The organism is Streptomyces sp. NPDC046909 (assembly GCF_040644695.1).
In the GTDB taxonomy this organism is placed as follows: Bacteria; Actinomycetota; Actinomycetes; order Streptomycetales; family Streptomycetaceae; genus Streptomyces.
On record NZ_JBEYXC010000007.1, the window covers coordinates 300,207 to 323,320 of the forward strand.

A 23,114-nucleotide genomic window follows, 5' to 3' on the forward strand; every position below is an offset into this window, starting at 1 on the left:
CCCGCCCCCGACGCAAGAGGTACGCGTGTCATCCAGGCTAGAGGCCGAACATCTCTACAAGGTGTTCGGCAGACGACCGAGTGAGGCAGTCGAGAGACTGCGTAACGGAGCCGACCGGGAGGAGCTGCGCGCCGACGGCACGACCGCCGCGGTGGTCGACGCCTCCTTCACCGTGGAGCCGGGCCAGATCTTCGTCGTCATGGGCCTGTCCGGATCCGGCAAGTCCACGCTGCTGCGCATGCTCAACGGCCTCCTCGTACCGACCGCCGGACACGTCCGCTTCGACGGCCAGGACCTGACCGCCCTCGGCGACCGCGAACTCCGCGCGGTGCGGGCGAAGAAGATCAGCATGGTCTTCCAGCACTTCGCGCTCTTCCCGCACCGCAGCGTCCTGGAGAACGCGGCGTACGGCCTGGAGGTCCAGGGCGTCGCCAAGGCCGAGCGGCTCAAGCGGGCCGTCGAGGCGCTGGAGCTGTGCGGTCTCAAGGGCTGGGAGAAGTCCTGGCCCGACGAGCTGTCCGGCGGTATGCAGCAGCGCGTCGGCCTGGCCCGCGCCCTCGCCACCGACGCCGACCTGCTCCTGATGGACGAGTCCTTCAGCGCGCTCGACCCGCTGATCCGCCGGGACATGCAGGACCAGCTCCTGGAGCTCCAGCAGACCCTGAAGAAGACCATCGTCTTCATCACCCACGACCTCAACGAGGCCATGCGGCTCGGCGACCAGATCGCCGTCATGCGCGACGGACGCATCGTGCAGACCGGCACCGCCGAGGACATCCTCGTGCGGCCCGTCGACGACTACGTCGCCTCCTTCACCCGGGACGTCGACCGCTCCCGCGTGCTCACCGCGTCCGCCGTCATGGACACGGACGTACGCGGCGACGAGGCCGACTGCGGATGCGTGAGCGGCTGCGAGACCGTGAGCCCCGACACCACGTTCGCCGAACTCTGTGCCGTCAGCGCCCGTCTGACCCACCCCGTCGCCGTCCTCGACGACAAACGCAAACTCGTCGGAGTGGTCCCCGCGCAGCGCCTGATCGGCTTCCTCGGCGAGCAGGACCGGGAGGCCGCGCATGCCTAGGATCCCGCTCGGCGACTGGGTCAACGACACCGTCGACTGGCTGCTCGGCCACATGGCCTGGTTCTTCGACTTCCTCAAGACCGTCTTCACCGGCACCTACGACGGCATCGACGCCGTCCTCCAGGCGCCCGAACCCCTGCTCCTGGCGGGCATCTTCGCCGTCATCGCGTTCTGGCTGCGCGGCACGACGGCCGGAGTCCTCACCTTCGCGGGCTTCGCCTTCATCGACTCCCTCGAACTGTGGGACGACGCGATGGTGACCCTCTCGCTCGTCCTGGTCGCCACGATCATCGCCCTCGTGATCTCGGTGCCGGTCGGCATCTGGGCGGCCCGCTCCGACCGCGTCAGCGGACTGGTCCGCCCCGTGCTGGACTTCATGCAGACGCTGCCCGCGATGATCTACCTCATTCCGGCGATCCTCTTCTTCGGCACCGGCGCCTCCGCGGGCATCGTCGCCACCCTGATCTTCGCGCTCGCCCCCGGTGTGCGCATGACCGAGCTGGGCATCCGCCAGGTCGACAAGGAACTGGTCGAGGCGGCCGAGGCGTTCGGCACGACTCCCAGGGACACCCTCCTGCGCGTCCAGCTCCCGCTCGCCCTGCCCACCGTCATGGCGGGCGTCAACCAGGTCATCATGCTCGGCCTGTCCATGGCCGCGATCGCCGGCATGGTCGGCACCGGCGGCCTCGGCGGCCGCGTCAACGAGGCCATCGGCCAGCTCGACGTCGGCCTCGGCTCCGAGGCGGGCGTCGCCATCGTCATCCTCGCGATCTACCTCGACCGCATGACGAGCGCCCTGGGCGTCCAGGTCTCCCCGCTGGGCCGCCGCGCCGCCGCCAGGGCCCGCGCCGCCCGCGGCGGCCTGAAGATCTGGTCGTACCGGCCCCGTCCGCAGGTCGCGGTCATCGGCGTGGTCGTCCTCGCCCTGGTCGCGGGCGGCATGGGCATGTTCGGCGGCGGCAGCGACAGCACCACCCCGGCGGGTGAGAACGTCGGCCAGGGCAAGAAGGTCAGCATCGGCTACATCCCCTGGGACGAGGGCGTCGCCTCCACCTTCCTCTGGAAGGAGATCCTGGAGCAGCGGGGCTACGAGGTCGAGGCCAAGCAGCTCGACGCCGGCCCGCTCTACACCTCCCTCGCCTCCGGAAACGTCGACTTCCAGACCGACGCCTGGCTGCCGACCACCCACGCCGAGTACTGGAAGAAGTACGGCGACCAGCTGGACGACCTGGGCTCCTGGTACGGCCCGACCTCGCTGGAGCTGAGCGTCCCGTCGTACATGAAGGACGTCGATTCGCTGGACGACCTCAAGGGCAGGGCGGCCGACTTCGGCGGGAAGATCACCGGCATCGAGTCCAGCGCCGGGATGATGGGCCTGCTGAAGAGCAAGGTCCTCAAGGAATACGGCCTCGACCAGGAGTACAAGGTCGTCGACAGCTCCACGCCCGCGATGCTGGCCGAGCTGAAGCGGGCGTACAGCAAGAAGGAACCGATCGTCGTCACCCTGTGGTCGCCGCACTGGGCGTACAGCGACTACGACCTGAAGAAGCTCAAGGACCCGAAGGGCGCCTGGGGCAAGGGTGACGGCGTGCACACGGTGTCCCGCAAGGGCTTCGCCGACGACGACCCGGTCGTCGCCCGGTGGCTGAAGAACTTCAAGATGAGCGAGAAGCAGCTCACCGGCCTGGAAGCCGAGATCAACAAGGCGGGCAAGGGCAAGCAGCAGGACGCCGTACGCACCTGGCTGAAGGCCAACCCGGGCGTGGTCGACAAGCTGGCCCCGGTCGCCGACTCCGCCACCCCCGCCGAGGCCGAGAACCCCGTCGACGTGGCCTGGTTCCCCTGGGACGAGGACATCGCGGTCACGTACCTGTGGAAGCACGTCCTGGAGCGCCGCGGCTACCAGCTGAACCTCAAGCAGATGGACGTCGGTCCGGTCTACACCGGCCTCGCCTCCGGAGACCTGGACCTCAACTTCGACGCCTGGCTGCCGTACGCGCAGGCGAATTATTGGGACAAGAACAAGGACAGACTCGCCGACCTCGGCACCTGGTACGAGCCCACGTCCCTGGAGGTCGCCGTCCCGTCCTACGTCAAGGGCGTCAAGTCCTACGAGGACCTCAAGGGCAAGGCCGACCTCTTCGACGGCAGGATCATCGGCATCGAACCCGGCACCGGCGAGATGAACCTCCTCAAGAAGAAGGTCCTGCCGGGCTACGGCCTCGACAAGGAGTACGACGTCGTCGACGGCTCCACGCCCGCGATGCTCGCCGAGCTGAAGCGCGCGTACGCCAAGAAGCAGCCCGTGGCCGTCGTGCTCTGGTCGCCGCACTGGGCGTACAGCCAGTACGACCTCACCAAGCTGAAGGACGGCAAGAAGCTCTTCGGCGAGGGCAACACGATCCGGACCATCGCCAACGAGAAGTTCCCCGGGCAGTATCCGCAGCTCACGAAGTGGATCAAGAACTTCAGGATGAGCGAGGACGAGCTCGGCTCGCTGGAGGCCGAGATCAACCAGCGGGGCCAGGGCCACGAGGAGGAGGCCGTTGCCGCGTGGCTGAAGGGACATCCGGACGTGGCGGAACGGATGACAGCGGGGTAGCCGCCATCCGTGCGCGATCCATGAAAAGGATCCGGACAACCACATAGAGCTATGCCGCCCCCTGAGCCTCAGGGGGCGGTCGTGGTCAGCGGGTTCGTCCTGACGGCGGAAACCCCGGACGGCCGGAGCCGGGAGCTGATCTACTGGCCGGAGTTGGCGAGAAGGCCCGCCCGGGGTTTACGGCAATGTGACGGGCGCATGAAACGGTTTGCCGAACATGCGTAGGGTGCAGACAACTCTTCAGAGAGTTCTTCAGGGAGTTCTCCGGAGACACCTTCAGAAAGTGTGAACGGACCGACGAGCGAAGGAGGGAGCCGGAGCGATGGGCGACCACAAAGAACAGCCCCTGCGGGTGGGCGCGGCCGTCAGGCGGCGACGCCGCGCGCTGGAGCTCACCCTCGCCGTCGTGGCCGAACGCAGCGGCCTGTCCGTCCCCTTCCTGAGCCAGATCGAGAACGAACGGGCCCGCCCCAGCCAGAGCTCCCTGGAGAAGGTCGCCGACGCCCTGCGCACCACCGCCGTGGAACTCCTCGCCGCCGCCGACCCGGCGTGCAGCGTCGACGTCGTCCGCGCCGACGACCCCGAGTCGGAGTGCCGGCCCCGGGCGCGTTCCCTGGTGCGCGGTCACCATCAGATGCACGCCCAGGAGTTCACCGGCGACCATGACGCGGGCCGTGAATTCCAGTACCGCAACGACCAGTTGATGTACGTGGCTGACGGCGCGGTGGAGATCGAGGCGGAGGGCCGGGCGTACCGGCTCGGCCGCGGCGACACCCTCTACCTCACCGGCGGGGTACGGCACCGGTGGCGGGCGACGGTGTCCGACACCCGGGTGGTCGTGGTCGCGGTCGCCGAACACATCGAGGCGGTCCAGGACCGGCCGCGCAGGTGAGGCCGACGCCGTGAGGGTGGTGTCCCTCGTCCCGTCGCTCACGGAGGCGGTGGCCCGCACTCTCCCCGGCGCCTTGGTCGGCGCCACGGACTGGTGCACCCACCCGGCGGACCTCGGCGTCGCGCGCGTGGGCGGCACCAAGAACCCCAGGACCGAGCGCGTCCTCGCCCTCGCCCCCGACCTGGTGATCGCCAACGAGGAGGAGAACCGCGAGCCGGACCTGGCCGCTCTCCGCGAGGCGGGCGTGGAGGTCCTGGTGACGGAGGTGCGGACCGTCCCGCAGGCGTTCACGGAATTGGCCCGGGTCCTCGCGGCCTGCGGCGCCCGGGCCGCGCCCCGCTGGCTGGAGGAGGCGGAGTCGGTGTGGTCGGCGCTCCCGGAACCGTCGTACCGCACCACGGCGGTCGTACCGATCTGGCGCCGCCCCTGGATGGTGCTGGGCCGGGACACCTTCGCGGGAGACGTCCTCGCCCGCCTGGGCGTGGACCACGTGTACGCGGCCCACGCCGAGCGCTACCCGCGCATCCCGGTCGAGGAGTTGCGCGCGGCGGCGCCCGACGTGGTGATCCTGCCGGACGAGCCCTACCGCTTCACCGCGGACGACGGCCCGGAGGCGTTCCCCGGCCTGCCCTGCGCCCTGGTCAGCGGCAGACACCTCACCTGGTACGGCCCGTCCCTCACCGAAGCGCCGCGGCGACTGGCCGAGGCCCTGCGAGCAGCGCACCGCTGAGCAGTCCGCGCACGGTGTGCAGGGCGACGGTGGTCCAGGCGGCGACGAGAACGACGTACAGCACGACGGCGAGTCCCTGGAAGGCCGTCAGTCCGGTGTGGCGGGCCAGGCCCTCCGCCCCCGTGACACACGTCCCGACGGGGAAGGTGAACGCCCACCACGTCATCGCGAACCCCATGCCCTCCCGCCGCGCCCGCACGACATGCGCGACGGCGAGCGCGAGCCACAGCAGCGCGAACCCCATTACGGGAACGCCGTAGAGGACCGCGAGGACCCCGAAGCCGCCGCTGTACGGAGTGGGTACGACACCGGGCGCGACGTCCGCGAAATTGTTGACGGCGGTGGTGGACTGCCCGAGCGGCCCCAGCACCAGGAACAGGGTCGGGGTGAGGACGAGGGGGAGCGGACCGCCGGTGATCAGCCGTCCGAAGACGAGCGGCAGCATGAGCAGGGTCGCGAGCAGGGACACCCCGAACAGCGCCACACACGCGAGCAGCAGCGTCTCCCGCGCCTGCCCGGCCGGCAGATGCGGCACCAGCAGCGGCCCGAGCGCGGCGGACACCATGGGCGCGACGAGCGGCAGCAGCCACACGGGGGTGGCCTGCGACGGCTCGATCCGATGGCGTACGGCCATGAGGTACGGGACGGCGACGGCGGCCGCGAGTCCGATGGCCGTCCCGGCGCCGAACAGCACGGCGTCGAGAGCGACCGCGGTCCGCGTGCCGATCCAGTCGGCGCCGAGGGTGAGCGCACCGCCGCCGACGGCCAGCAGGGCCATGGAGAGGCAGCCGTAGAAGGGCGCCATCGCCGGGTCGAGGAGATGGGCGCGGGCCTGGTCGCGATGGTGGGCCCAGTGCAGGGCGCGGGCGCAGAGCAGGGTGACGAGGAGCGCGAGGGAGAGTGCCCAGACGCCGGTGAGGACAGGGCGCAGACCGGGGACGGAGACCGGCAGTCCGGCTCCGGCGGTGGCGACGATCGCGGTGCCCATGACGGTGGCGTACCAGTTCGGCCCGAGGTGACGGACGGCTGTGGCGCGCGGGGATCGTGCGGTGGCACGAGGGAGAAGGGGTTGGGCTGCGGTGACCATGCCTAGACGATCGCGCGGTCGCGGGGCTCCCACCAGGGACGACGCTTCTATGAGGGCATAAGCTGGGTTTATGAGCGGTAGGCAGGCAGATTCTCACCCGGCTCCGACCCCGGCTCCGACCCCGGCTTTCGGGGGCACGCTGGCGCATCGCGTTCCCGACCTGGGCGCGCTGGAGCTGCTGCTGGCGGTGGCGCGGCTGGGCAGCCTCGGTGCGGCGGCGCGGGAGATCGGCATCACCCAGCCGGCGGCCAGCAGCCGAATCCGCTCCATGGAGCGCCAACTGGGCGTGGCACTGGTGGACCGCTCGCCCAGGGGTTCCCGTCTGACGGACGCGGGCGCGTTGGTGACGGACTGGGCGCGGCGGATCGTGGAGGCGGCGGAGGCGTTCGACGCGGGGGCACAGGCGTTGCGCGACCGACGGGACTCCCGGCTGCGGGTGGCGGCGAGCATGACGATCGCGGAGTATCTGCTGCCGGGCTGGCTGCTGGCACTGCGCGCCGGGCGACCGGACACGGCGGTGTCGTTGCTCGCGGGCAACTCCGCTGCGGTGGCGGAGCGACTGCTGTCGGACGAGGCGGACCTGGGCTTCGTGGAGGGCCTGACGGTGCCGACCGGTCTGGACTCGGTGGTCATCGCCCACGACCACCTGATCGTCGTGACGGCTCCGGCCCATGCGTGGGCCCGGCGCCGACGCCCGCTGGCGGCCGAGGAGTTGGCGGCGACGCCGCTGATCCTGCGCGAGAAGGGCTCGGGGACCCGGCAGGTCCTGGACGCGGCGCTGGGCGGTCTGGCCCGCCCGCTCATCGAGCTCTCCTCCACCACGGCGGTGAAGGCGGCGGCGGTGAGCGGCGCGGGCCCGGCGGTACTGAGCGAACTGGCCGTGGGGGAGGAGCTGGCGATGCGCCGGCTGGTGCGCGTACCGGTGGACGGGGTGTCCCTGGCCCGCGACCTGCGAGCGGTCTGGCCGACGGGCCACCGCCCGGTGGGCCCGGCGAGGGAACTGCTGTCGCTGACGCGGGGGTAGGGGCGGCGGGGGCGAAAACCCTTGGCGCCCGACCACAGCCGACCCGCACCATGCCCTACATGCCGCCACCCACCGCCCCACCCGCCACAGGCACCCGCACCCCCTGGGAAGCCCTCCCATCCCACGTCCACACCGCCGTCGCCGACATCCTCGGCGCCCCCGTCGCCACCGCCACCACCCAACCCGGCGGCTTCTCCCCGGGCACCGCCGCCCGCGTCCGCACCACCCACGACCACCGCGCCTTCGTCAAGGCGGTCAGCGCACACACCAACCCCACCAGTCCCAAATTCCACCGCCGCGAGGCCCGTTACGCCGCCGCTCTCCCACCCACCGTCCCGGCCCCCCGCCTCCTCGGTACCTACGACGACGGCACCTGGGCGGTCCTGGTCTTCGAGGACGTGCCCGGACGCCAGCCCCGCATCCCGTGGCGGCAAGAGGAGTTGACCCGCGTCCTCAGTGCCGTGACGGACCTGGCCCACGCCCTCACCCCGTCCCCCGTCGCGGACGCCCCCCGCGCCGAGGACTCCCTCACCGGCGACTTCGACGGCTGGCAGCGTCTCCTGGAGCACCCCGGCCTCGTCGCCCGCCTCGACGACCGGACCGCCGCCCACCTCCCCCGCCTCGCCGAACTCGCCGCCCCCTGGCCGGAGGCCGTCTCCGGCGACACCCTCGCCCACGGCGACCTCCGCGCCGACAACATGCTGCTCACCGACGACGACCGCGTCGTCTTCGTCGACTGGCCGCACGTCACCCGTGGCGCCCCCTGGCTCGACCTGCTGCTCATGCTCCCGTGCGTCACCGCCCAGGGCGGCCCGGACCCCGAGGAGCTCTTCACCGGGCACCCCCTGGGCCGCGCAGCCGACCCGGACGCCGTCACCGCCGCCCTGGCGGGCCTCGCCGGCTACTTCGTCAGCCAGTCGCTCCAGCCGCCGCCCCCGGGCATCCCCACGGTCCGCGCCTTCCAACGCGCCCAGGGAGAGGCGGCGTTGGCCTGGCTCAGAAGCCGCACAGGGTGACGCCCCGGCCGCCGGTCCTCAGCTCTCCGCCCCCGCCGCCTCCACCAACGCCCGCACCACCCGCAGATCCTCGCCCATCTCGGGATGCCACTGCACCCCCAACACCCAGTCCGCCGTAGGCAGTTCCACCGCCTCCACCGTCCCGTCCGCCGCGTACGCCGAGATCGCCAGGCCGGCGCCGAGACGGTCCACGGCCTGATGGTGGTAGGTCGGTACGGAGGACTCGTCCGGTACGACCCCGGCGTACAACGTCCCCGGCACGGGCTTCACCGTGTGCCGGCCGAAGACGCCGACGACCTCCGCGTGGCCGTCGATGTGCTGGACGAGGGTGCCGCCGAGGGCGACGTTCAGCAGTTGCATGCCCCGGCAGATCCCGAGCAGGGGGATGCCCGCGGCGAGGGCGGCGTCGATGAGGGCGAGTTCCCAGGCGTCGCGCTCCCGGGCCGGGGGACCGGTGCGGGGGCCGGGCTCGGCGCCGTAGTGGACCGGCTCGACGTCCGGGCCGCCCGCGATGACCAGGCCGTCGAGGCGGGCCACGGTCGCGGCGGCGAGCTCGGGGCCGTCCGGCGGCAGCATCGCGGCCAGTCCGCCCGCCCGCTGCACGAGCCGCGGATACCCGGCGGGCAGCAGCGCCGCCTCCAGCTCCCACGCGCCCCAGCGCGCCCCGGCCTCCAGATACGTACTGATGCCGATCAGCGGCCTGCCCGCCATGCGCCCTCCCGGTCCGGCAAAGGATTGTTTCCATACCTTTGTCGAGGCGAGGCATCGAAATCAAGGCCTGCCGGGAATCCGGCAGGCATCCCCCTACGCCAGGAACCCCCTGAGCAGTGCCGCCGTCCCCGCGCAGTGCTCCCGCATCATCTCCCGCGCCCCGTCCGCGTCCCCGTCGAGGACCGCCTCCACCAGTGCGCTGTGCTGGCGCTGGGAGTGTTCGAGGTTGCGCACCAGCAGCGGGATGCAGTCCAGCAGGTCGTTCACCGACGCCCGTACCGCCGCGTACTGGGCCGTGAGCGTGGGCGAGCCGCACAGTTCGGCCAGCGTCAGGTGGAGCATGGTGTCCAGGCGCCGGTAGTCCGCCAGCGGAGCGTCCTGCGTACGGGCCAGTGCCTCCCGCAGCCGCTCCGCCTGCTCGTCCGTCAGCCCGTGCGCCGCGCACAGCCCCGCCGCCCCCACCTCGAGGACCTCGCGGAACCGCAGTACGTCCTCGATGTCGACCTCGGCGATCCGCCGCCGCAGCTCGTCCTCACCGCCCGCGTCCGCGCGCGGCAGCACGAACGTGCCCCCGTACCGCCCGCGCCGCGACTCCACGAGCCCCTGGTCCTGGAGCACCTTCAGGACCTCGCGCAGCGTCACCCGGCTGATCCCGAGCCGCTCCGCCAGCTCCCGCTCGGCCGGCAGCCGCTCGCCCCCCGGCACCAGGCCCAGCCGTACGACCTGGAGGATCTGCTCCAGCGCCTCCTCGAAGCCGTTGCCCGCCCGCACCGCCCGCAGTACCGGCGTCAACCGGTCCTCCAGATCGCCCTCCGGATCCAGCGACATCCCGCCGTACCCCCTTCCCAAGCAATGGTTCTCCGCAATACCTTATGGCTTCCGGCCCGGCCGTAAAACGCGCAATCGACATGCGCAGACGAAATGCGCAGATGCCGAAGGAGCTCTCCCGTGGCAGACCGCACACCCCCGCTCAGCGTCGAGGAGCTGCACGCCCTCGTCGCGAGCGGTGAGATCGACACTGTCGTCCTGGCCTTCCCCGACATGCAAGGGCGGCTCCAGGGCAAGCGGTTCGCCGCCCGTTTCTTCCTCGACGAGGTACTCCACCACGGCACCGAGGGCTGCAACTACCTCCTCGCCGTCGACGCCGAGATGAACACCGTCGAGGGGTACGCCATGTCGTCGTGGGACCGGGGGTACGGCGACTTCGCCATGCACCCCGACCTCTCCACCCTCCGCCGCGTGCCCTGGAACGCCGGCACCGCCCTGCTCATCGCCGACCTCGCCTGGAACGACGGCTCCCCGGTCGTCGCCGCGCCCCGCCAGATCCTCCGCCGCCAGCTGGAGCGTCTCGCCGAGCTCGGCTACACCGCCCAGGTCGGCACCGAGCTGGAGTTCATCGTCTTCAAGGACACCTACGAACAGGCCTGGGACGCCCACTACAGAGGGCTCACCCCGGCCAACCAGTACAACATCGACTACTCGGTGCTCGGGACCGGCCGTATCGAGCCGCTGCTCCGCCGTATCCGCAACGACATGGCGGCCGCCGGGCTCACCGTCGAGTCCGCCAAGGGCGAGTGCAACCCCGGCCAGCACGAGATCGCCTTCAAGTACGACGAGGCGCTCGTCACCTGCGACCAGCACGCCATCTACAAGACCGGCGCCAAGGAGATCGCCGCCCAGGAGGGCGTCTCGCTGACCTTCATGGCCAAGTACAACGAGCGCGAGGGCAACTCCTGCCACATCCACCTCTCGCTCGCCGACGCGGCCGGCAACAACGCCATGGCCGGTAACGGCGGCATGTCCGAGGTCATGCGGCACTTCCTCGCCGGGCAGCTGGCCGCCCTGAGGGACTTCTCGCTCCTCTACGCGCCCAACATCAACTCGTACAAGCGCTTCCAGCCCGGCTCCTTCGCGCCGACCGCCGTCGCCTGGGGGCACGACAACCGCACCTGCGCCCTCCGCGTGGTCGGCCACGGCCGCTCGATGCGGTTCGAGAACCGGCTCCCCGGCGGTGACGTCAACCCGCACCTCGCCGTCGCCGGACTGGTCGCGGCCGGGCTCTATGGCATCGAGCAGAAGCTGGAGCTGCCCGAGGCCTGCCTGGGCAACGCCTACACCGGCGAGTACGAGCACGTCCCGACCACCCTCCGCGAGGCCGCCGAGCTCTGGGAGAACAGCCCCATCGCCAAGGCCGCCTTCGGTGACGAGGTCGTCGCCCACTACCGCAACATGGCACGGGTCGAACTGGACGCCTTCGACGCCGCGGTGACCGACTGGGAGCTGCGCCGCTCCTTCGAACGCATGTGAGGCATCTCTTGTCGCAACTGTACGAACTGGACATCCTCAACCCCGCGACGGAGGAGGTGATCGCCACCGTCCCGGGCGCTGTCGAGCAGGACGTGAACGCCGCCGTCCACCGGGCCGGCCTCGCCCAGCGCAAATGGGCCGCCGTCGCACCCGCCGACCGGGCCCGGCTGCTGCGCCGGTTCGCCGTCGTCGTGGACGAACACCTGGAGGAACTCGCCCAGTTGGAGGTCCGCGAGGCCGGCCACACCATCGGCAACGCCCGCTGGGAGGCGGGCAACGTCCGCGACCTCCTCGACTACGCGGCCGGGGGAGTGGAGCGTTTGACCGGCCGTCAGATCCCGGTACCCGGCGGCCTCGACGTCACCTTCCTCGAACCGCTCGGCGTCATCGGCGTCATCGCCCCCTGGAACTTCCCCATGCCGATCGCGGCCTGGGGCACGGCCCCCGCCCTCGCCGCGGGCAACGCCGTCGTCCTCAAGCCCGCCGAGACGACCCCCCTGACCGCACTCCGGCTCGCCGAACTCGCCCTGGAGGCAGGGCTCCCGGAGAACCTCTTCCAGGTGGTGCCGGGACTCGGTCACATCGCGGGCGAGTCCCTCGTGCGGCAGCCCGGCATCGCCAAGGTCGTCTTCACCGGCTCCACCCGGACCGGCAAGCGCGTCATGGCCCTCTGCGCCGACCAGGTCAAGCCGGTCACCCTCGAACTCGGCGGCAAGAGCCCCAACATCGTCTTCGCCGACGCCGATCTCAAGACGGCCGTCGACCCGTTCTCCTTCCTCGACAACGCCGGCCAGGACTGCTGCGCACGCACCCGCATCCTGGTCCAGGAGTCGGTGTACGACGAGGTCCGCGAGCTGCTCGCCGACGCGCTGGCCGCCGTGGTCGTGGGCGACCCGGCCGACGAGAAGACCCAGATGGGACCGCTGATCTCCCGTCAGCAACTGGACCGCGTACGGTCGTTCGTGCCGGACGACGCCCCCGCCCTGCGCGGCAGCGCGCCCGAGGGGCCCGGCTTCTGGTTCCCGCCGACCGTCCTCACCGGGGAGCGGCACGACTCCGAGGCGGCCCGGGAGGAGATCTTCGGTCCGGTCGCCGTACTCCTGCCCTTCACCGACGAGGAGGACGCCATCCGCCTCGCCAACGACACCCCGTACGGCCTCTCCGGCTCCATCTGGACTAGGGACGTGGGCCGCGCGCTCCGCGTCTCCCAGGGCGTCCGGGCCGGGAACCTGTCCGTCAACTCCCACTCCAGCGTCCGCTATTGGACCCCCTTCGGCGGCTACAAGCAGTCCGGAGTCGGCCGCGAGCTCGGCCCGGACGCCCTGGCCGCCTTCACCGAGACCAAGAACGTCTTCATCAGCAACGTCGCCACCAGCACGGAGGGCCCCGCACAGTGACCGCATCGACCCCATCCACCGAAGAGATCGTCTGCCGTCGCCTCGTCGGCCGTACGGCCGTCATCACCGGCGCCGGCAGCGGCATCGGCCTCGCCACCGCCCGCCGGCTCGCCTCCGAGGGCGCGCACATCGTCTGCGGCGACGTCGACGAGCAGCGCGGCAAGGCGGCCGCCGAGGAGGTCGGCGGGATCTTCGTGAAGGTCGACGTCACCGACGCCGAGCAGGTCGAGGCGCTGTTCAAGACGGCGTACGACACCTACGGCAGCGTCGACATCGCCTTCAACAACGCGGGCATCTCCCCGCCGGACGACGACTCCATCCTGGACACGGGACTTGAGGCCTGGAAGCGCGTCCAGGAGGTCAACCTCACCTCCGTCTACCTGTGCTGCAAGGCCGCGATCCCCTACATGCGGCGCCAGGGCAAGGGCTCGATCATCAACACGGCGTCCTTCGTGGCACGGATGGGCGCGGCGACGAGTCAGATCTCGTACACGGCGTCCAAGGGCGGTGTCCTCGCCATGTCCCGTGAACTGGGCGTGCAGTTCGCGCGGGAGGGCATCCGCGTGAACGCCCTCTGCCCGGGCCCGGTCAACACCCCCCTGCTCCAGGAGCTGTTCGCCAAGGACCCCGAGCGCGCCGCCCGCCGCCTCGTCCACATCCCGCTCGGCCGGTTCGCCGAGGCCGAGGAGATCGCCGCCGCCGTCGCCTTCCTGGCCAGCGACGACTCCTCGTTCGTCAACGCCAGCGACTTCCTGGTGGACGGCGGAATCTCCGGGGCTTACGTGACGCCGCTGTAGCCCTCCGGCCTAGAGTGCCGGGATGAGCATGACGCCCCCGCCCGGCTGGTACCGCGACCCCAAGCACCCGCATCTGGAGCGCTGGTGGGACGGCACCGCCTGGACCGAGCACCGGCGCGAGCCCGCACCCGCGGGCCCGCCGGTGCCCTCGGCGCCGGAGCCCGCGGGGCGCCCGAAGGTGATCGCCCTCACCACCGCCGGGGCCGTCCTGGTCGCCGCGATCGTGACGGGCGCGCTGGTGCTGCGCGAGGATGGGAGCGCGGACGCCGACACGGCCACGGCCACCGCCCCCGCCGAGTCCATCACCCCGACCTTCGCCCCGACGAGCGAGACGCCCGAACCCACCCCGCCGGTCGGGGACTCGTCCGTCGTGGAGGACCAGCTCAACGGCATCACCGTGCCCCTGCTCGACGGCTGGGTCCGTGGACGACGACGTCCTCATGAGCACCGACGGCACCTACGACTGCCCCGGCGACCCGGGCCTGTGCCGGCACGGCCTTGTCATCTCCCGCACGGTGACCGACAACGCCGAGACCTCCCCGCGGGCCCTCGCCGAGGCGGACATCTCCGACGCCGCCGACGCCGCCTACGACCGCGACCTCGTCGGAAAGCGGCCCTTCGGCGGCATCGAGTCCCACCAGCTCGTGAAGTCCGGGCCGGTCGCGGTGGCGGGCCGCGCCGGGTATTTCGTCCGCTGGCGCGTCAAGACGGCCGAGGGACCCGGCGGTTACGTCCAGTCCCTCGCCTTCCAGTCCAGCGTCGGCACCGAGTCCCCGGTCATCGTCCGGTACGTCTTCGACGCGGGCGAGGACGGGCCGCCGCTCGCCGACATGGACCGGATCACCAAGGGCATCCGGTCCACCGGCGGCACGGCCGACTCCGGCGGTGGGGTGGGCAGCAGCGTCGGCCCGACGCACTGACCCACAGGTCCACAAGAACGCCTACGGGAGCGCCTACAGGAACGTCCGACCCTCGCCGCGATACGTCGGGACGGTCGCCGTCACGGCGTCCCCCTCGATCAGATGCAGCACGTCGAACCGCTCGCACAGCTCACCGGCCTTGGCGTGCCGGAACCACACCTTGTCGCCGAGGAGGAGATCGTCGGCGGGGGAGCCGAGCAGCGGAGTCTGCACCTCGCCGGGCCCCTCCTGGGGGTCGTACTTCAGCCCCTCGGGAAGGTAGGGCACGGGGAGCCGGTCGGGACCGGGGGCACCGGAGGCGGGATAGCCGCCGCCGAGCACGGTGACGACACCGACACCGGGACGCCGTACGACCGGCTGGGCGAAGAGCGCGGCCGGACGCCCGCTGAAAGACGTGTAGTTGTCGAACAGCCGCGGCACGTACAGTCCCGACCCGGCCCCGATCTCGGTGACGGCGTCCTCCGCGGCGGTCGTCTGCACACTGCCGGTGCCACCACCGTTGACGAACTCCAGGTCGGGCACGACGGCCCGCACCGCACGCACCACTTCCGCCCGCCGCTCGGCGAGCTCCTTACGGGCCGTCGCCTGCATCAGCCGGACGGCACGCGACCGGAACGGACGCCCGGCGACGGAGTCGCCCACACCGGCGATATGACCCTCGTACGCCATGATCCCGACGACCTTGAACCCGGGCCGCCGAGCGACCGCGCGCGCGAGGTCGGCGACCTGGGCGGGGGAGTGCAGCGGGGAACGGCGGGCGCCGACGCGGAACCGGCCGCCGAGGAGCTTGAGCGAGGTGTCCAACTCCAGGCACACGCGCACCACTTCACTGCCGCCGTCACGGGCCCGCTCGATCAGGTCGAGCTGCGCGACATCGTCGACCATCACGGAGACGGCGGCGGCGAGCTTCGGGTCGGAGGTCAGCTCGGCGAAACCGGCGGTGTCCGCGGACGGGTAGGCGAGCAGGACGTCGTCGAAGCCGGAGCGGGCCAGCCACAGGGACTCGGCGAGGGTGAAGGACATGATCCCCGCGAACCCCTCCTTCGCCAGCACCCGCTCCAGCAGGGTCCGGCAGCGCACGGACTTGCTGGCGACCCGGATCGGTTTGCCCCCGGCCCGGCGGACGAGATCGTCCGCGTTGGCGTCGAAGGCGTCCAGATCCACGATCGCGAGTGGGGCGTCGAGGTGGGCGGTGGCCCGGTCGTAACGGGCCCGGTCGGCGGCGCGCGCAGTCATGAACGAAGCCTGCCAGACAGGATTACCGCAGGGTAGGGGGACGTTCCGGGCTAAAGCCCCGGGCTCGTGGACTGGTTCCCGTCCGACCGGGGACAACCCGTAGAGTGACGCGCACGCACGTGAGGACGGCAGGGGCCCCGACCAGGGGATGCCGACGTCGTCGTGCGGGCACGACGACGGACCCGGGCACAAAGGGAAACGGGGGGCGCATGAGCACGGAAGCGCGGCACGCCTCCATCCCCCCACGCCCCACGGAGCCCCCGAGGGCGGGAACCGACGGGCCCGCCCCGACCCCGGGTACACCGGAGAAGCCGGCAACGCCCCCGGAACCCGCCTCGGACAAGCCCACCCCCGCTCGGACCGGCGACGCCGCCTCGAACGGACACGTGCCAGTCGCGGGCGCCGACTCCGATTCCGCTGTCCGTACGACGGCGAGGGGTGCCGTCTCCGTTCCGCCGCGCCCCTCGGGAGACGCACCGACCCCGCGAGTGACGCCGACGGACGGTCTCCCTGCTGCGACGCGCCAGGACACCCCCTCCGGGGCACGCGCGACGACGTCCGGACGCTCCGCCTCACCCGGCCGCAGCGGCCCGGAACCCGAGCGCCCCACGGCCACGACCCCCCGCTTCCCCAACCTGCGCCCCCCGACCTCCGGCGCCTCCGTGCCCCCGCCCCCGCCGAGGGCCTCCGCCCGCTTCCCGGACGCGGCCCCGAACTCCGGTGCCGAGGCACGCCAGGACACGCAGGGCACGGCCGTACCGCCCCGCCCGTCCACGCCCCCGCGCCGCACCCCCGAACGCCCCGAGACGGCCGCGGAGACCACCTTCAGCCTGCGCCCGATCCGCCCCGAACCGACCACCCCGGCCCGACCGGCACCCCCCGGCACACCACCCCGCCCGACCACCGCACCGGCGCCCTCTCCGGAGGGCCGGCGGGGTGCGCCCGCGCGGCCGGACACCAGGCCGGTCGGCACGCCCACCGACCCCTTCGACCGCTCGGCCCGGCCGGGTGACACGGCCAGGCCCGCCCCCGCCACCCCGTCCCCCCGCCACCCCGACCCCTCCCTCTCCTGGAGCGCCCCCCTGACACCCGGCGAGACCCATGGATCCGGGCGGCCCGTCGTGTCGTTCGGGCAGCCCGAGGGGTACGACGAGCAGGCGCGGCCCCGGCCGTTGGGTGGGCGGGGCGGGATGCGGACCGCTGCCGTGGCCGTCTGTCTTGTGCTCGGGCTGGGGCTCATCGGCGGTGCGGTGACCGGGAGTTGGCTCGTGGGGGACTCGGCGGCGGCCGGTGCCCGGGACACGTTCGCGGCGGCCTCCGGGATGTGGCACAGCGTGCCCGTGGACCAGCTCTTCCCGCCGACCGTGCAGGGACAGGGCGCCGGACCCGGCGGCGCCGACCGTACCTGGACGAGGATCGCCGTCGCCCCGGACAGCGGCTGCGCGGACGCCTTCGACCCGCTGCTGCGCAAGGCGCTCGCCCCGGTCGGCTGCCAGCGCCTGCTCCGGGCGACGTACACGGACGCCACCCAGAGCTATGTCACCACCGTCGGGCTTCTCTTCACGAAGGCCGACGCCGCCGGCATGACCGCCCTCGACACCCGGTTCGACAAGGAAGGCCTCGGCAGCCGCGCCGACCTCATGCCCTTGCCGTACGCCGCCAAGGACACCGCCGCCGCGGACTTCGGCCCGAAGCAGCGCGCGTCCTGGGCTCTCTCCGTCCTCACCGAAGCCCCCGTCGTCGTCTACGCCGTCTCCGGCTGGGCCGACGGCCGTGCCGTCGACGAGCCGCAGCCCGCCGCGCAGGCCATGGCGTCCGGCGCCACCGGCGACATCGCACAGGCCGGACTCGGCAACGAGGCCCAGGGCCTCGCCGACCGCGTGGAACGAGGCTTCCGCCAGACCGTCAGCTCGGCCACGGAGAAGCCGTCGTGATGACTTCCCAGACCTACCGAGCCGACCGGACTTCCGTGATCCGCCGAATCTCCCGGACTCCCGTGACCGGCCGGATCTCCCGGGCCTCCATGCCCCGCCGAGCAGGCCGGACCGCCATGACCCGCCGGGCAGGCCTCGTCAGCGCCCTCCTCGCCGCCTCCCTCGCCCTCGTCCCGCCCACCGCCGCGCACGCCGACGGCATCCGTGCCCAGCAGTGGGCCCTCGACGCCATGCACACCCAGGAGGCCTGGCAGACCACCAAGGGCAAGGGCGTCACCGTCGCCGTCCTGGACACCGGCGTCGAGGACGACCACCCCGACCTCGTCGGCAACGTCCTCGAAGGCAAGGACATGGTCGGCTTCGGAGCCAGCCGCGGTGACCGCTCCTGGGCCCGGCACGGCACCGCGATGGCCGGCATCATCGCGGGCCACGGACACGGTTACGCCAACGCCGACGGCGTCATGGGCATCGCCCCCGAGGCCAAGATCCTCCCCGTCCGCGTGATCCTGGAGGACGGCGACTCCGCCCGCGGCAAGGCCCGCAACACCCGCGGCAACGCCCTCGCCGAAGGCATCCGCTGGGCCGCCGACCACGGCGCCGACGTCATCAACCTCTCCCTGGGCGACGACTCCAAGTCCGCCCACCCCGAACCCGCCGAGGACGAGGCCGTCCAGTACGCCCTGAAGAAGGGCGCCGTCGTCGTCGCCTCGGCCGGCAACGGCGGCGAGAAGGGCGACCACATCTCCTACCCGGCCGCCTACCCCGGCGTCATCGCCGCGACCGCCGTCGACAAGTACGGCACCCGCGCCTCCTTCTCCACCCGCCGCTGGTACGCCACCGTCGCCGCCCCCGGCTACAAGGTCGTCATCGCCGACCCCGACCACAAGTACTACGAGGGCTGGGGCACCAGCGCGGCGGCCGCCTTCGTCTCCGGCGCGGTGGCCCTCGTCAAGTCGGCCCACCCCGACCTCACCCCGGCCCAGATCAAGAAGCTCCTGGAGGACACGGCCCGCGACGCCCCCGTGGGCGGCCGCGACGACTCCCGCGGCTACGGCTTCGTGGACCCCGCCGCCGCCATCAAGGCAGCCGCCAAGCTGAAGCCGGAAGGCCTCAGATCGGCCTCCTCCGCCGACAAGTACTTCGGCTCGGGCCCGGACGCACCGAAGAAGGACGACGACACATCGAGCTGGGCGGCCCCTCTGGCGGGCAGCACAGGCGGAGTCCTGCTGGTGGCGGCGGTCGTCCTGTGGAGAGGCAGAAGAGAAACCTCCTCCTGAGCAACCCCTGAGCCTGAGGGACTCCTGCGGGTCTCAGCCCGCGAACACCGACACCGCCGCCTTCGCGGCCGACTCCACGAGCGAAACCCCCTTCTCCTTCGTCGCGTTGCCGTTGGACAGCGCGACGACGAGATAGTCCTTACCGTCCGACGCCGTGACCCGCCCGATGCTGTTGATGTCCCACAGGTTGGTCGTACTGCGAGGCAGCCACCCGTTCTTCAAGGCCCACGCGGATCCGTCCGCCGCTGCCGAGACTCCCCAGTGCTGATCGACGGCTATCTGCCCCATCAGCCTCTGAAGATACGTCCGCGACGCCTCGCTCAACTCCGAGTCGTCCCCGAACACCTGCTGAAGCAAGGTGAGTTGATCCGCGGCCGTGGTCTGTGTCAGCCCCCACAGCATCCCGTCACCGCCCTCGGTGGAGGTCAGCCCCAGCCGCGAGTTCGCCGCGTCGAGCCCCTCCGCCTTCCCGATGATCCGCCACAACGCCGACGCGGACGCGTTGTCGCTGTTCTCGATCATCGTCGTGGCGTACGACTTCTCCGACGCCGTGAGATGCCGGTCCTCGTCCTGCGCCTGGAGCAGCAGCGCCGCCAGGATGTCCACCTTCACGATGCTCGCGGTGTCGAACGCGGAGTCCCCGTACGTCGCGCTGTCCCCGGAGTCCAGATCGAGCACGGCCACCGACACCGACGCGTCGTCCGGCACGGTCACCGACTCCATCGCGTCGGCCAGCAGTTCGTCGTAGTCCACCGTCGGCTCCGCCACGGGCTCCACAGACGCCTCCTCGGTCGCCGCCACCGCGGTCGGCGAGGAGGACGACGATACGGAGGCGGCAGCGGTACCGGTGTGCGCCTGGGCCTTCACATACACCGTCCCCGCCGCCGTACCGCCGACGATCGCGACGGAGGCGAGGGCGGTGTACATCAGTGCGCGCCGCCGGGGCGGACGGACACAGCGGCTGCGACGGGCTCTGGAGGACTCCATGCCCGCGATGGTCCGGCCGCCGACTGTGCGGGCCGTTAGACGGACGTTAGATGTGTGTCAGGGAAATCTGAGATTCCCGTGAAGAGTGTCACGCCGGGGTTTCCGGGGCCGCACAAGCCCAGCAGCTTCCCCCCTATAGGGTCGGTGACCGTGGCGAACAAGAACATTCCCGACCCCGGTTTCTCCGACGACGACGGCTCCGCCGACCCCCGGCTGAGCTCCGCGCTCGCCGTCTGGGCCGAGGACCGTACCGCCGTGGGCCCCGTACTGGAGGCCCTGAAGGGCGCCCGGCTGCTCGTCCCGGTCGTGGCCGTGCTCGGTGAGGTCGAGGAGGACGAGAACGGACTGCGCCGCGAGAAGACCAGCGACATGGCCGTCCCCACCCTGAAGGCCGGCCCCCGCACCGCCCTGCCCGCCTTCACCTCCACCGACTCGCTCGCCCTCTGGGACCCGCAGGCCCGCCCCGTCGCCGTACCCCTGCACCAGGCGCTCCAGGCCGCCGCGCACGAGAAGGCGGACACGGTCGTGCTGGACCTGGCCGGACCGGTGCCGTTCGAGCTGACGGGCCCGTCGCTGCTCGCCCTCGCCGAGGGCCGTACGACGACGGACCCGCTGGCGGACCCGGCGGTACGGGAGGCCGTACGCACCGCGGTAGCCGCCGAGAGCGCCGTGCTCCGCGCCCATCTGGGGCCCGGACAGGCCGACGGCACCCTGGCCCTCGTACTCGACGGGACCGCCGCGCCCGCCGAGGCCGCGCGGTCCGTCGCCGCGCGTCTCGCCGCCGACGAGACACTGAGGGCCCGCCTGGTGCGCGGCCTCGACCTGGCACTGCTGCCGGCCGGGGCCACGCCTCCGGGCAAGCCCTTGTACGTAAAGGAATGAACTAGCCGTAGATCGGGCCCGTGTACTTCTCGCCCGGTCCCTGGCCCGGCTCGTCCGGGACGATCGACGCCTCGCGGAAGGCCAGCTGGAGGGACTTGAGGCCGTCGCGGAGCGGGGCCGCGTGGAAGGAGCTGATCTCGGTGGCGCTGCCGTCGAGGAGGCCGGCCAGGGCGTGGATCAGCTTGCGGGCCTCGTCCAGGTCCTTGTACTTGTCGCCCTCCTCGGTCAGACCGAGCTTCACCGCGGCGGCGCTCATCAGGTTCACGGCGACCGTCACGATCACCTCGACGGCGGGGACCTCGGCGATGTCGCGGGTCATCTCGTCGAAGTCGGCGGGGGACTCAGGAGGGGTGTCACTCATGCCCCACAGCCTAGGACCCTGTGCAGGCCGGTTCGCACCACCCCCGGGCAGCTGCTAACCTTGTGTGACGACCGGCTGAACACTCCTGTGTCCGGCCCACAAGTGGAGGCTCCGATCTCCCACCTGACCGTCCTCCGGGACGGCGGGTCACCCCGGTCAGGCGGCCACCATCGTTCCGTACGGACGATGGAGTCGCCCGAATGTGCGCCCCGCGGTCATCGCGGCGGTGCTCCGGTAGTGCTTTGGAGCCCCGTCTTGTGATCGTCCGGGGCATTTTTTGTGCTTCGGCGCGGTTAGGTCTAGTCGAAAAGAGACAAACGCGGCCGTCCGCCAGACGGCTGTGTGGTGCTAACCGAGGAGGATCCATCAGCGCCGAGCCCCGCATCAACGACCGGATTCGCGTTCCCGAGGTGCGACTTGTCGGTCCCAGTGGCGAGCAGGTGGGCATTGTCCCGCTGGCCAAGGCACTGGAGCTTGCGCAGGAGTACGACCTGGACCTGGTCGAGGTCGCGGCGAACGCCCGTCCGCCCGTGTGCAAGCTCATGGACTACGGGAAGTTCAAGTACGAGTCGGCCATGAAGGCCCGTGAGGCGCGCAAGAACCAGGCGCACACGGTCATCAAGGAGATGAAGCTCCGGCCGAAGATCGACCCGCACGACTATGACACCAAGAAGGGTCACGTCGTCCGGTTCCTCAAGCAGGGCGACAAGGTCAAGATCACGATCATGTTCCGTGGTCGCGAGCAGTCCAGGCCGGAACTCGGCTACCGACTGCTGCAGCGTCTCGCGGAGGACGTCCAGGACCTCGGTTTCGTGGAATCGAACCCGAAGCAGGACGGCCGAAACATGATCATGGTTCTCGGTCCGCACAAGAAGAAGACCGAGGCGATGGCCGAGGCACGTCAGGCGCAGGAGGCCCGCAAGGCCGAAGCGAAGGCGAACCCCGGCAAGTCGCAGAACGCCGCGGACGCTGCGGACGCCGAGAGCGTCGAGGAAGTCGCCGAGGCTCCGGCCGAGGCTTCCGCCGAGGCGTGATCCCGGGGGACGCGAGTCCCCAGGACGTAACCGATACAAGAGCGACGTTCCACCGTGCCCGGTTTCACGACCGGGCACCGGAACGCCACCGACGAGGAGAGAACGGCGCTATGCCGAAGAACAAGTCGCACAGCGGTGCCAGCAAGCGCTTCAAGATCACCGGCTCCGGCAAGGTGCTCCGCGAGCGCGCCGGCAAGCGCCACCTGCTCGAGCACAAGTCGTCCCGCGTGACGCGTCGCCTCACCGGCAACGCCGAGATGGCCCCGGGCGACGCCGCGAAGATCAAGAAGCTTCTCGGCAAGTGACGTACGCGGCGCCTGATCTGTAGAAGATCTTCGCGCCGTACGTCTGGACCGGGACCCCATCGATTCCGGGCCGTGTGAGTCCAACCACGGCCCCGCTACAAGGAGTAAAAAGTGGCACGCGTCAAGCGGGCAGTGAACGCCCACAAGAAGCGCCGGGCGATCCTCGAGCAGGCCTCCGGCTACCGCGGTCAGCGTTCGCGCCTGTACCGCAAGGCCAAGGAGCAGGTCACCCACTCGCTGGTCTACAACTACAACGACCGCAAGAAGCGCAAGGGTGACTTCCGTCAGCTGTGGATCCAGCGCATCAACGCCGCTGCCCGCGCCAACGGCATCACGTACAACCGCTTCATCCAGGGTCTGAAGGCCGCGAACATCGAGGTCGACCGCAAGATCCTGGCCGAGCTGGCCGTGAACGACGCCACCGCGTTCGCCGCGCTGGTCGAGGTCGCGCAGAAGGCTCTGCCGGCGGACGTCAACGCCCCCAAGGCGGCCTGACGTAAGCACCGGCTTCGAGCCGACGTGACATGAGGGACC

At 71.3% G+C, this 23,114-nt stretch carries 21 protein-coding genes and 1 pseudogene; 16 read left to right on the forward strand and 6 right to left on the reverse strand.

The features are described from left to right. The first annotated feature begins 25 nt into the window (after positions 1–25). The 4 genes from ABZ928_RS24940 to ABZ928_RS24955 all read left to right on the forward strand — a co-directional run bounded on the left by ABZ928_RS24940 (position 26) and on the right by ABZ928_RS24955 (position 5,305). Positions 26–1,081: a glycine betaine/L-proline ABC transporter ATP-binding protein gene (locus ABZ928_RS24940; protein WP_361522949.1), complete on the forward strand. Its 1,056-nt coding sequence runs from the start codon at positions 26–28 to the stop codon at positions 1,079–1,081. Continuing rightward, on the forward strand, positions 1,074–3,683 hold the full coding sequence (locus ABZ928_RS24945; RefSeq protein ID WP_361522952.1) for an ABC transporter permease/substrate binding protein: 2,610 nt from the start codon (positions 1,074–1,076) through the stop codon (positions 3,681–3,683). Before ABZ928_RS24940 ends, ABZ928_RS24945 begins: the two co-directional genes overlap by 8 nt. Positions 3,684–4,005: 322 nt before the next feature. Beyond that, positions 4,006–4,575: an XRE family transcriptional regulator gene (locus ABZ928_RS24950; RefSeq protein WP_361522954.1), complete on the forward strand. Its 570-nt coding sequence runs from the start codon at positions 4,006–4,008 to the stop codon at positions 4,573–4,575. 10 nt (positions 4,576–4,585) lie between these two features. Next, positions 4,586–5,305, forward strand: a complete 720-nt coding sequence (locus ABZ928_RS24955) for a helical backbone metal receptor (protein ID WP_361522956.1) — start codon at positions 4,586–4,588, stop codon at positions 5,303–5,305. On the opposite strand, the gene ABZ928_RS24960 is transcribed toward ABZ928_RS24955, so the two are convergent. Further along, on the reverse strand, positions 5,253–6,392 hold the full coding sequence (locus ABZ928_RS24960; RefSeq protein WP_361522959.1) for a TDT family transporter: 1,140 nt from the start codon (positions 6,390–6,392) through the stop codon (positions 5,253–5,255). The two genes, ABZ928_RS24955 and ABZ928_RS24960, sit on opposite strands and share 53 nt — an antisense overlap. Before the next feature lie 70 nt (positions 6,393–6,462). Here ABZ928_RS24960 and ABZ928_RS24965 point away from each other — a divergent pair, with 70 nt between their 5' ends. Together ABZ928_RS24965 and ABZ928_RS24970 are read left to right on the forward strand one after the other, a co-directional pair. Beyond that, complete coding sequence (locus tag ABZ928_RS24965) at positions 6,463–7,416, forward strand: LysR family transcriptional regulator (RefSeq protein WP_361522961.1); 954 nt, start codon at positions 6,463–6,465, stop codon at positions 7,414–7,416. A gap of 59 nt (positions 7,417–7,475) precedes the next feature. Then, positions 7,476–8,432 carry an aminoglycoside phosphotransferase family protein gene (locus ABZ928_RS24970; protein WP_361522963.1) on the forward strand — a complete coding sequence of 319 codons (957 nt, stop codon included), beginning with the start codon at positions 7,476–7,478 and terminating at the stop codon, positions 8,430–8,432. An 18-nt stretch (positions 8,433–8,450) separates the two neighbouring features. Here the strand turns inward: ABZ928_RS24970 and ABZ928_RS24975 are convergent, their stop codons facing one another. Together ABZ928_RS24975 and ABZ928_RS24980 are read right to left on the reverse strand one after the other, a co-directional pair. Beyond that, positions 8,451–9,143 carry a gamma-glutamyl-gamma-aminobutyrate hydrolase family protein gene (locus tag ABZ928_RS24975; RefSeq protein ID WP_361522966.1) on the reverse strand — a complete coding sequence of 231 codons (693 nt, stop codon included), beginning with the start codon at positions 9,141–9,143 and terminating at the stop codon, positions 8,451–8,453. A gap of 93 nt (positions 9,144–9,236) precedes the next feature. Further along, entirely contained in the window at positions 9,237–9,971 is a 735-nt protein-coding gene (locus ABZ928_RS24980) for an FCD domain-containing protein (protein ID WP_361522969.1), read from the reverse strand. A gap of 120 nt (positions 9,972–10,091) precedes the next feature. On the opposite strand from ABZ928_RS24980, the gene ABZ928_RS24985 reads away from it, so the two are divergent. From ABZ928_RS24985 to ABZ928_RS25000, 4 genes and pseudogenes are all read left to right on the forward strand, one after another. After that, entirely contained in the window at positions 10,092–11,450 is a 1,359-nt protein-coding gene (locus ABZ928_RS24985; RefSeq protein ID WP_361522972.1) for a glutamine synthetase family protein, read from the forward strand. An 8-nt stretch (positions 11,451–11,458) separates the two neighbouring features. Then, positions 11,459–12,847, forward strand: coding sequence for an aldehyde dehydrogenase family protein (locus ABZ928_RS24990; RefSeq protein WP_361522974.1), 1,389 nt, complete (start codon positions 11,459–11,461; stop codon positions 12,845–12,847). Next, a complete protein-coding gene (locus ABZ928_RS24995; RefSeq protein WP_361522976.1) occupies positions 12,844–13,644 on the forward strand; it encodes a 3-oxoacyl-ACP reductase in 801 nt (266 codons plus the stop codon). The genes ABZ928_RS24990 and ABZ928_RS24995 overlap by 4 nt, the downstream gene beginning before the upstream one ends. A gap of 28 nt (positions 13,645–13,672) precedes the next feature. Next, a pseudogene (locus ABZ928_RS25000) lies at positions 13,673–14,564 on the forward strand (DUF2510 domain-containing protein). Positions 14,565–14,597: 33 nt separating this feature from the next. Here the strand turns inward: ABZ928_RS25000 and ABZ928_RS25005 are convergent. Further along, a complete protein-coding gene (locus ABZ928_RS25005) occupies positions 14,598–15,800 on the reverse strand; it encodes an amino acid deaminase/aldolase (protein WP_361522978.1) in 1,203 nt (400 codons plus the stop codon). Between the two features lie 488 nt (positions 15,801–16,288). Between ABZ928_RS25005 and ABZ928_RS25010 the strand changes: the two genes are divergently transcribed. Together ABZ928_RS25010 and mycP are read left to right on the forward strand one after the other, a co-directional pair. Next, positions 16,289–17,734, forward strand: a complete 1,446-nt coding sequence (locus tag ABZ928_RS25010) for a hypothetical protein (protein ID WP_361522980.1) — start codon at positions 16,289–16,291, stop codon at positions 17,732–17,734. Positions 17,735–17,850: 116 nt separating this feature from the next. Beyond that, a complete protein-coding gene (gene mycP / locus ABZ928_RS25015) occupies positions 17,851–19,011 on the forward strand; it encodes a type VII secretion-associated serine protease mycosin (RefSeq protein ID WP_361523422.1) in 1,161 nt (386 codons plus the stop codon). Between the two features lie 33 nt (positions 19,012–19,044). Here mycP and ABZ928_RS25020 read toward each other — a convergent pair whose 3' ends face one another. Next, entirely contained in the window at positions 19,045–19,998 is a 954-nt protein-coding gene (locus ABZ928_RS25020; RefSeq protein ID WP_361522983.1) for a serine hydrolase, read from the reverse strand. 150 nt (positions 19,999–20,148) lie between these two features. Here ABZ928_RS25020 and ABZ928_RS25025 point away from each other — a divergent pair, with 150 nt between their 5' ends. Continuing rightward, a complete protein-coding gene (locus ABZ928_RS25025) occupies positions 20,149–20,880 on the forward strand; it encodes an SseB family protein (protein ID WP_361522985.1) in 732 nt (243 codons plus the stop codon). 1 nt (position 20,881) lies between these two features. On the opposite strand, the gene ABZ928_RS25030 is transcribed toward ABZ928_RS25025, so the two are convergent. Continuing rightward, positions 20,882–21,241: a DUF1844 domain-containing protein gene (locus ABZ928_RS25030; RefSeq protein WP_361522987.1), complete on the reverse strand. Its 360-nt coding sequence runs from the start codon at positions 21,239–21,241 to the stop codon at positions 20,882–20,884. A gap of 365 nt (positions 21,242–21,606) precedes the next feature. Between ABZ928_RS25030 and infC the strand changes: the two genes are divergently transcribed. The 3 genes from infC (at position 21,607) to rplT (ending at position 23,075) form a co-directional block, all read left to right on the forward strand. Beyond that, a complete protein-coding gene (gene infC / locus ABZ928_RS25035) occupies positions 21,607–22,275 on the forward strand; it encodes a translation initiation factor IF-3 (protein WP_361523425.1) in 669 nt (222 codons plus the stop codon). A gap of 110 nt (positions 22,276–22,385) precedes the next feature. Beyond that, positions 22,386–22,580 carry a 50S ribosomal protein L35 gene (gene rpmI, locus ABZ928_RS25040; protein ID WP_003977225.1) on the forward strand — a complete coding sequence of 65 codons (195 nt, stop codon included), beginning with the start codon at positions 22,386–22,388 and terminating at the stop codon, positions 22,578–22,580. Positions 22,581–22,691: 111 nt separating this feature from the next. Further along, positions 22,692–23,075: a 50S ribosomal protein L20 gene (gene rplT / locus ABZ928_RS25045; RefSeq protein WP_033531708.1), complete on the forward strand. Its 384-nt coding sequence runs from the start codon at positions 22,692–22,694 to the stop codon at positions 23,073–23,075. The last annotated feature ends 39 nt before the right edge of the window (positions 23,076–23,114 follow it).

What these genes read in the sequence shown, in the direction of transcription:
- ABZ928_RS25005 (WP_361522978.1), bottom strand. Translation starts at nt 15,800, where the DNA reads ATGACTGCGCGCGCCGCCGACCGGGCCCGTTACGACCGGGCCACCGCC.
- ABZ928_RS25020 (WP_361522983.1), bottom strand. Translation starts at nt 19,998, where the DNA reads ATGGAGTCCTCCAGAGCCCGTCGCAGCCGCTGTGTCCGTCCGCCCCGG.
- mycP (WP_361523422.1), top strand. Translation starts at nt 17,851, where the DNA reads ATGACCCGCCGGGCAGGCCTCGTCAGCGCCCTCCTCGCCGCCTCCCTC.
- ABZ928_RS24945 (WP_361522952.1), top strand. Translation starts at nt 1,074, where the DNA reads ATGCCTAGGATCCCGCTCGGCGACTGGGTCAACGACACCGTCGACTGG.
- ABZ928_RS24970 (WP_361522963.1), top strand. Translation starts at nt 7,476, where the DNA reads ATGCCGCCACCCACCGCCCCACCCGCCACAGGCACCCGCACCCCCTGG.
- ABZ928_RS25030 (WP_361522987.1), bottom strand. Translation starts at nt 21,241, where the DNA reads ATGAGTGACACCCCTCCTGAGTCCCCCGCCGACTTCGACGAGATGACC.
- ABZ928_RS24960 (WP_361522959.1), bottom strand. Translation starts at nt 6,392, where the DNA reads ATGGTCACCGCAGCCCAACCCCTTCTCCCTCGTGCCACCGCACGATCC.
- rpmI (WP_003977225.1), top strand. Translation starts at nt 22,386, where the DNA reads ATGCCGAAGAACAAGTCGCACAGCGGTGCCAGCAAGCGCTTCAAGATC.
- ABZ928_RS24950 (WP_361522954.1), top strand. Translation starts at nt 4,006, where the DNA reads ATGGGCGACCACAAAGAACAGCCCCTGCGGGTGGGCGCGGCCGTCAGG.
- ABZ928_RS24980 (WP_361522969.1), bottom strand. Translation starts at nt 9,971, where the DNA reads ATGTCGCTGGATCCGGAGGGCGATCTGGAGGACCGGTTGACGCCGGTA.
- ABZ928_RS24975 (WP_361522966.1), bottom strand. Translation starts at nt 9,143, where the DNA reads ATGGCGGGCAGGCCGCTGATCGGCATCAGTACGTATCTGGAGGCCGGG.
- ABZ928_RS24965 (WP_361522961.1), top strand. Translation starts at nt 6,463, where the DNA reads ATGAGCGGTAGGCAGGCAGATTCTCACCCGGCTCCGACCCCGGCTCCG.